At 38.9% G+C, this 7942-nt stretch carries 4 protein-coding genes; 1 reads left to right on the top strand and 3 read right to left on the bottom strand.

Going from position 1 to position 7942, the window contains the following annotated elements; translation table 11 throughout:
- Positions 1-525: 525 nt before the first annotated feature.
- Both B045_RS14385 and B045_RS0106655 read right to left on the bottom strand, forming a co-directional pair.
- Positions 526-1905, bottom strand: coding sequence for a sensor histidine kinase (locus B045_RS14385; RefSeq protein WP_044067659.1), 1380 nt, complete (start codon positions 1903-1905; stop codon positions 526-528).
- A gap of 11 nt (positions 1906-1916) precedes the next feature.
- Positions 1917-2594 (bottom strand): response regulator transcription factor, encoded by a 678-nt coding sequence (locus B045_RS0106655; RefSeq protein ID WP_018463495.1) that lies wholly within the window; start codon positions 2592-2594, stop codon positions 1917-1919.
- Positions 2595-2919: 325 nt separating this feature from the next.
- Between B045_RS0106655 and B045_RS0106650 the strand changes: the two genes are divergently transcribed.
- Complete coding sequence (locus tag B045_RS0106650; protein WP_018463494.1) at positions 2920-5361, top strand: GH36-type glycosyl hydrolase domain-containing protein; 2442 nt, start codon at positions 2920-2922, stop codon at positions 5359-5361.
- An 82-nt stretch (positions 5362-5443) separates the two neighbouring features.
- Here B045_RS0106650 and B045_RS0106645 read toward each other — a convergent pair whose 3' ends face one another.
- Positions 5444-7927, bottom strand: a complete 2484-nt coding sequence (locus tag B045_RS0106645) for an ATP-dependent Clp protease ATP-binding subunit (RefSeq protein ID WP_018463493.1) — start codon at positions 7925-7927, stop codon at positions 5444-5446.
- Positions 7928-7942: the final 15 nt, after the last annotated feature.

Genomic DNA, 7942 nt, shown 5'->3' with positions numbered 1-7942 from the left:
GCAGACGTTTGATCGTAGGATTGGAAACGTTACATCGTAGAAACGCAAATAGCATCTCGTAAATTCGTTTTTTCGACTGCAAACGTGATGTTATTTTAAGGGAGGAAGTACCGTTTATCATGGTAATCCCCTACATAGGGTTTGAAAAATAAAAAGCGTCGAAGTGTCTGACCACTGGATATCAGGCTATTAGGACGTTTTTTATGCAACAGTAAATGTCAGGAAAATGACGGAAATTCATGCGTTTCTATATAGAAACGCAAAATCGCACGAATTTGGAGCTGATTCTATACTGCAAAAAAAGTGGCTTTTTCATATAAAAATTCAGTAATCATGAAAAAAAGCGGTTTTTTGTTGCTCAATAATTCTCCGCAGTTTGAACGACGCATGGATATTGAGAAAAGACAGTCTAAATATCTGAAGGTCAAGGATTAGACACTTAGACGCTTGGAATTTCCAAAAACTACAAGTGCGCGCACATGCACGAACATATTATATATAGAAATAAAAAACACATCGCAGAATTTAGAGTACTTGGAAATCACCTTGATTATATGAATGTTTAGTTAAGACTTTATATTCATCAAATGAAATCATAAATTTAGTATGAATGTTCACCTCTGTAGCTATCTCAATAGTAGCATTATATATTTTCAGTATTTTGGCAGAAAGAGCCAAACCTACTCCATATCCAGAATACTCTCGCGTATTTGTAGCACGATAAAATGACTGAAAGATATGTTCAACCTCTGTTTTTGGAATACCTATACCATAATCTTCTATCTCCACGACAATCTTTTCGGCTATACGTTTCAGACGCAAATCTATATTCTTATCAGAATACTTAGTTGCGTTGTTTAAAAAATTGCGAAATGCAACTTGGAGCAGATATGGATTAGCATATACAAATGCAGGGGCTTTAGTTTCATCCGAGAACACTACACGTTCTGTAGCCTGCGCCATTCCCAAAAGAAATTCAGACATATCTATACCTGTTGACTCCTGCTGAGTAAGATCATCATCATGACGTGACAAGAACAATAAATGCTTTATCAGCAAAGACACACGTTTACTCTCAGAATAAATTCGTTGCAACGACTCTGTATATTCCTGAGTATTTCTATCCTTCATCAAAGTAATCTCGCACTCCCCCTGTATAGCAGTCAACGGATTGCTAAGTTCATGAGAAGCAGCACTTACGAAAGACTTTTCAGATCTGAAAGCCTCAGCAATACGATCAAGCATATCATTAAGATTATGCACAAGCGCATCAAGTTCATCCTTATTTCCTGTCTCCTCTAACCTAACATCCATATCATTACCACGGATGCTTTTTAGATGTTCCAATATCGACTTCAAAGGTTTCAGTATTCTTCCAGAATATAGCTGTCCCATTAATACTGTAATAGTAATGCTTAATAAGAGAAGAACCAACGAGAGATAAAGTGTATGCTGTTGTATTTTATAACCGTAATTATTATGTGCAGTGACAATAATAACAAACCTACCCATCTTATCTGGATAATATAATGCTACACCATTAAGGACTCCCTTTGAGAAATTTACCGGATTACCATTATATATAGCCCTCTGTTCATTTTCTGTAAGATATTTATCAAGAGAATCTTTTAATACATTTTCATTGCCATCAACTTTTATCACAGATTCATTGGCACGTGGTATCAACTCTCGGTAATTGCGCTCAAGCATTTTATATTCGTCAGAATCCATTTCGTCTGCTTTGAAATTTCTCTGCGCCGAAAGGTATACCTTATCACGTAGGTTGGCTTCAAACACTCTGTCTACATATCTTGACGTGAATACATAGAATATTAAAATGATAAACATTGCTATGCCAAACGTAAGACACGTATAAAAGAGTACTATCTTATGACCTATTTTCATTATATCTTTATTTATTCTGCCATAATATATCCAACACCAACAACCGTATGAATGAGTTTTTGCTTAAAATCTTTATCAATTTTTGTTCTAAGATAGTTCACATAAACATCAACTACATTAGTATTGGTATCGAAATTTTTATCCCATACTTCTTTTAGCAAAGTCATTCGACTTATTGCAACATTTTGGTGAGACATAAAATATTCCAGCAATCTATATTCCTTTACAGTAAGGTCTATATCTACATTATTACGTGTTGCCTTATGATTGCGACTATTGAGTACTAAATCGCTACACCGCAATTCAGAGTTCACGCCATTATCAGAGGCACGCCTTAGCAATGCTTCTATACGTGCTTCAAGTTCGGTAAAGCTAAACGGTTTAACAAGATAATCATCAGCTCCAGCTTTAAGTCCCTTAACAATATCATCGGTAGTTCCGAGAGCTGTAAGCATGATAACAGGAGTTTTGTAACCATAAGAAGAACGGTATTTAGCACACATATCAAGTCCATTCATCTTAGGCATTATAATGTCTAAAATCAAGAAATCGAAACTATCAGAGCGTGCTATGTTCCAGCCCTCCTCACCATCATAAGCCACTGTTACCTCATGACCAAGTTCCATCAGTCCACGCTTAATAAACGAGGCTATGTTTACCTCATCCTCTACCAATAATATTTTTGCCATAAATTATAAATATAAAATTGGATTGCAGTTACAAAGTTAATAAATTAAGATTAACAAATATCATTCCATACTCTTTAAATTGCAAATATACATTCTTTTTATTTTCGTTCCACACAAATACAATTACATTGTTCTTATCTGAAATTAGAAAATAATTAGAATAATATTATTACCACAGATGAGTAAACAAATAATTAATTCAAGCAATAACAATGAAAAAAATCATATATATTTCTACATAATTCTCATTATTTTGTGTAATTTTGCAAGCAGTCTAAAAGACTAATATCTAGAAACGAAACATACAAAACCAACTTTTAAAAATATGGAAAACAAGAAGTACGGACACTTTGACGACGCCCACCGCGAGTATGTCATCACAGATCCAAAAACACCATGGCCATGGATTAATTATCTTGGCAATGAGGATTTTTTCTCACTCATATCAAACACAGCAGGAGGATATAGCTTCTACAAAGATGCTAAATTCCGTCGTTTAACTCGATATAGATACAACAATGTACCTATGGACAACGACGGAAGATATTTTTATATTAAGGATGGTGACACTACTTGGAATCCCGGTTGGAAGCCTTGCCGTACCCCACTAGATTCATACGAATGCCGACATGGTATGAACTATACACGCATAAGTGGACAGAAAAACGGAGTTGAAGCCAGCATTTTATTCTTTGTTCCGTTACACAAATGGTGTGAAATACAAAAGATGACACTTCGTAACCAAAGCAACGAAACAAAGCATCTTAAAGTGTTCTCTTTCCAAGAATGGTGCTTATGGAATGCAGCCACCGACATGGAAAACTTCCAACGTAATTTTTCGACAGGCGAGGTTGAAATAGAAAATTCAACAATATATCACAAAACAGAATACAGAGAGCGTCGTAACCATTATGCTTTCTATCATGTCAATCAAGAAATACAGGGATATGATACCGATCGTGAAACTTTCATGGGACTTTACAGCGACAAATCTGCTCCGGATGCTGTTACTGAGGGACACGCAAGAAATAGTTTTGCCCACGGCTGGAGTCCTATTGCTTCACACTATCTCGAAATAGAACTGAAACCTGGCGAAAGCCGTGACCTCGTGTTTATTCTTGGATACGTGGAAAATCCACAGGAGCAGAAATTCGAGTCAAAGAAGGTTATCAACAAAGAAAAGGCACATGCACTTATTGCCGAATTTGATACTGCAGAAAAGGTTGACAAGGCTTTCAAAGAATTAAATGAATACTGGGATAATCTACTGTCTGTATTCACCGTTAAGAGCGGAAATGATAAACTGGACAGAATGGTAAATATATGGAATCAATATCAATGTATGGTTACATTCTGCATGAGCCGTTCTGCAAGTTTCTTTGAAAGTGGAATCGGACGTGGAATGGGATTCCGCGACAGCAATCAAGACCTTGTTGGATTTGTACACCAAATTCCACAAAGAGCCCGCCAACGAATAATTGACATTGCTTCAACACAGTTTGCTGATGGAGGTTGCTACCATCAGTATCAACCTCTTTCTAAACGAGGAAACAATGATATAGGAGGTGGATTCAATGATGATCCGTGTTGGTTGATTTTCGGAACTGTTGCATATATAAAGGAAACGGGCGACTTCTCTATTCTTGATGAAATGGTGCCATTCGACAACAAACCAGGGACGGAAGTTAAGTTGTTCGACCACCTCAAGATAAGCATGGACCACGTCATCAACAACCTTGGTCCTCACGGATTACCACTTATCGGCAGAGCTGACTGGAACGACTGTTTGAACCTAAACTGCTTTAGTTGGGATCCTAATGAGAGTTTCCAAACCACCGAGAACCAAGGCAAGGGCAGCAAGGCTGAAAGTCTAATGATAGCTGGTCTGTTTGTCGTTACAGGAAAAGACTATGTAGAACTTTGTCGCCGACTAGGAAAACCTCACGAAGCCGACCGTATGGAAACTGCAGTAAAAGCTATGGAGAATGCAGTAAAAGTTCATGGCTGGGACGGCGAATGGTTCCTAAGAGCTTACGATTTCTATGGGGAAAAGATTGGAAGCAACGAGAATGATGAAGGGAAGATTTTCATTGAGTCACAGGGCTGGTGCACAATGGCAGGCATAGGACTAAAAGAAGGATTATGCGATAAGGCTCTCGACAGTGTGAAGGAGCGCATGGAATGTGAACATGGTATTGTTTTAAACAATCCTGCCTATACAACATATCACGTTGAAATGGGTGAGATTAGTTCTTATCCCGAAGGCTACAAGGAAAACGCCGGCATCTTCTGCCATAATAATCCTTGGGTAATCATCGGCGAGACTGTAGACGGACGTGGTGACGACGCATGGAATCACTATAAAAAGATTCTGCCTAGCTATGTGGAAGAGAAATATCAGACTCTTCACAAAGTAGAACCTTACGTAAACTGTCAGATGGTTGCCGGAAAAGATTCTGCACGACCTGGTGAAGGAAAGAATAGTTGGCTGACTGGTACTGCCTCATGGATGTGGTACACAATAAGTGAATTCATTCTTGGTATAAAACCGAGTTACGATGGATTACTAATTGATCCGTGTCTGCCTTCTACAGCAAAGACCTACGAGGTTAATCGCAAGTTCAGAGGTGGAGAATACCATATTACAGTAAACAATCCAGAAGGAAACCAGAAGGGCATTAAGTCTATGATGGTAGATGGAAAAACTATAAATGACAATATCATTCCTGCTGAATTAGGAAAACATGAAGTTATCGTGCAGATGTAATAAATCTGCTTTTTGACAATACAAAAAAAGTCCGCTGTCGCATAATGCAACAGCGGACATATTATTTATGGAAAAACGGCAACTACTTAACTATTTTTCCTAGAGTTATATTTGTTCCAATTTCACCAGCAAGAATCTTACGACTCAAGTCATTGAGTACATACTCTTGTATAGCACGCTTTACTGGACGAGCACCGAATTCAGGATTATATCCCAAATCAGCTAAATCACTTATCGTTTCTTTTGTCCAAGTTAATGTGTATCCCTGCTGTTCTATCATCTTCTTAATGCCCTTCATCTGTAGTTCTACCACCTGCATGATTTCATCTTTCGTAAGTGGTTGGAAAGTTATGATATCGTCAATACGATTTAAAAATTCAGGACGCATTATTGCAGAGAGTTGCTCTCTTGTAGCATTACTTGTCATGATGATGATTGTATTCTTGAAATTAACGAGTCTACCTTTATTATCAGTAAGACGTCCGTCATCAAGCACCTGTAAAAGGGTGTTGAATACATCTGGATGAGCTTTCTCTATTTCATCAAACAAGACAACACTATATGGTTTGCGCCTTACAGCCTCGGTAAGCTGACCACCCTCGTCATAACCTACATATCCCGGAGGTGCACCAATAAGTCTGGTAACACTGAATTTCTCCTGATATTCGCTCATATCGATACGTGTCATCATGTTTTCATCATTAAACAGATATTCAGCAAGAGCCTTTGCCAGTTCGGTTTTTCCAACACCGGTAGTGCCTAGGAATATGAATGACGCAATAGGTCGCTTTGGATCCTGAAGACCAGCACGACTTCTGCGCACTGCATCGCTTACTGCATTTATAGCTTCGTTCTGTCCGACGACACGGTTATGAAGTTCGGCCTCAAGATTTAGTAGCTTTTCTCGTTCACTCTGCATCATCCTGCTTACAGGAATACCAGTCCAACGGCTCACTACCTCTGCAATATCATCTGCAGTAACATCCTCTCTTATCAAGAGGTCACCACCCTGTTCACTGTGAATTTTATTCTGTGCTGCATCAATCTGATCCTGCATCTGCTTTAATTCACCATATCTTATCTCAGCAACACGCTGATAGTTACCCTCACGTTCAGCCCTTTCAGCTTCGAGTTTAAGAGATTCCATCTGCTGTTTTATCTGTTGGATATGATCAACCTCAGCTTTTTGAGCTTCCCAACGGGCACGGAAACCCTTTACCCGATCACGCAGTTCTGCTATTTCCTTGTCAAGAAGTGCAATCTTTTCCTTGTCGTTCTCACGCTTGATCGCTTGTTTCTCTATTTCCTTCTGTTTTAAAGTACGCTCCATTTCATCAAGCTCTTCAGGAACAGAGTCACGTTCCATTCTCAGTTTTGCGGCAGCCTCATCCATAAGGTCTATCGCTTTGTCTGGAAGAAAACGGTCTGATATATATCTTTCAGAGAGTTTTACAGCTGCAATACAAGCATCATCTTGTATTCTTACCTTGTGATGGCTTTCATAGCGTTCTTTCAATCCACGAAGAATACTTATTGCATCAAGTTCGTCTGGCTCTTTGACCATTACCATTTGGAAACGTCTTTCAAGTGCCTTATCCTTCTCAAAATACTTTTGATATTCATTAAGTGTTGTAGCACCGATAGCTCTGAGTTCCCCTCTTGCCAAAGCTGGTTTAAGGATATTTGCGGCATCCATTGCTCCTTCTCCTCCACCTGCGCCAACAAGTGTATGTATTTCATCAATAAACAGGATGATATTACCTTGAGCATTGATTACTTCCTTGATGACACCTTTCAGTCGTTCCTCAAACTCACCTTTATATTTAGCACCAGCAAGAAGCTGTCCCATATCCAAAGAATAGAGTTGCTTATTTTTTAGATTCTCAGGTACGTCACCACGCATAATTCGTTCAGCAAGACCTTCGACGATTGCAGTTTTTCCAGTTCCAGGCTCACCTATTAAAATAGGATTATTCTTTGTTCTACGACTAAGAATCTGCAATACTCGTCTTATTTCTTCATCACGTCCAATCACTGGATCTAGTTTCCCTGCTCTTGCACGTTCAATAAGATTTATAGCATATTTATCCAAAGCTTGATAGTTTTCGTCGCCACTTTGGCTCTGCACCTTTTGTCCCTGTCGCAACTCATCTATAGCCTTACGCATTCCTTCCTCTGTGCAACCGGCATCTTTAAGAATGCGGCTGGCAGTGCTCTTGCCTTTCATTATAGCCAATAGCAATGGTTCCATTGAAACAAACTCATCACCCATCTTCTGCGAAATTTCTTCTGCATAATTAAGTATTTGGGCCGTTTCATTGCTAAAGAATGGTTGACCACCCTGAACATGCGGAAGATGTTGTATTTCCTGCTGCAACGCAATATCTATACCTTGAGAATTTACGCCCAGCTTTTGAAATACATAGTTTGTTATATCGCGTCCCTTACTTATTATACCCGTTAGCAGATGTACAGCCTCAACACTTTGCTGACCTGCTCTCTGTGCTGTCTGCAATGCAGCTTGCAATGCTTCCTGCGCCTTGATGGTGTATTTATCAAATGTCATATTTTTCCCTCCATT

Source organism: Segatella paludivivens DSM 17968 = JCM 13650, from assembly GCF_000373185.1.
Lineage (GTDB): Bacteria > Bacteroidota > Bacteroidia > Bacteroidales > Bacteroidaceae > Prevotella > Prevotella paludivivens.
The sequence above is the reverse complement of the archived record's forward strand: the minus strand, read 5'-3'. Positions and strand labels throughout refer to the sequence as shown.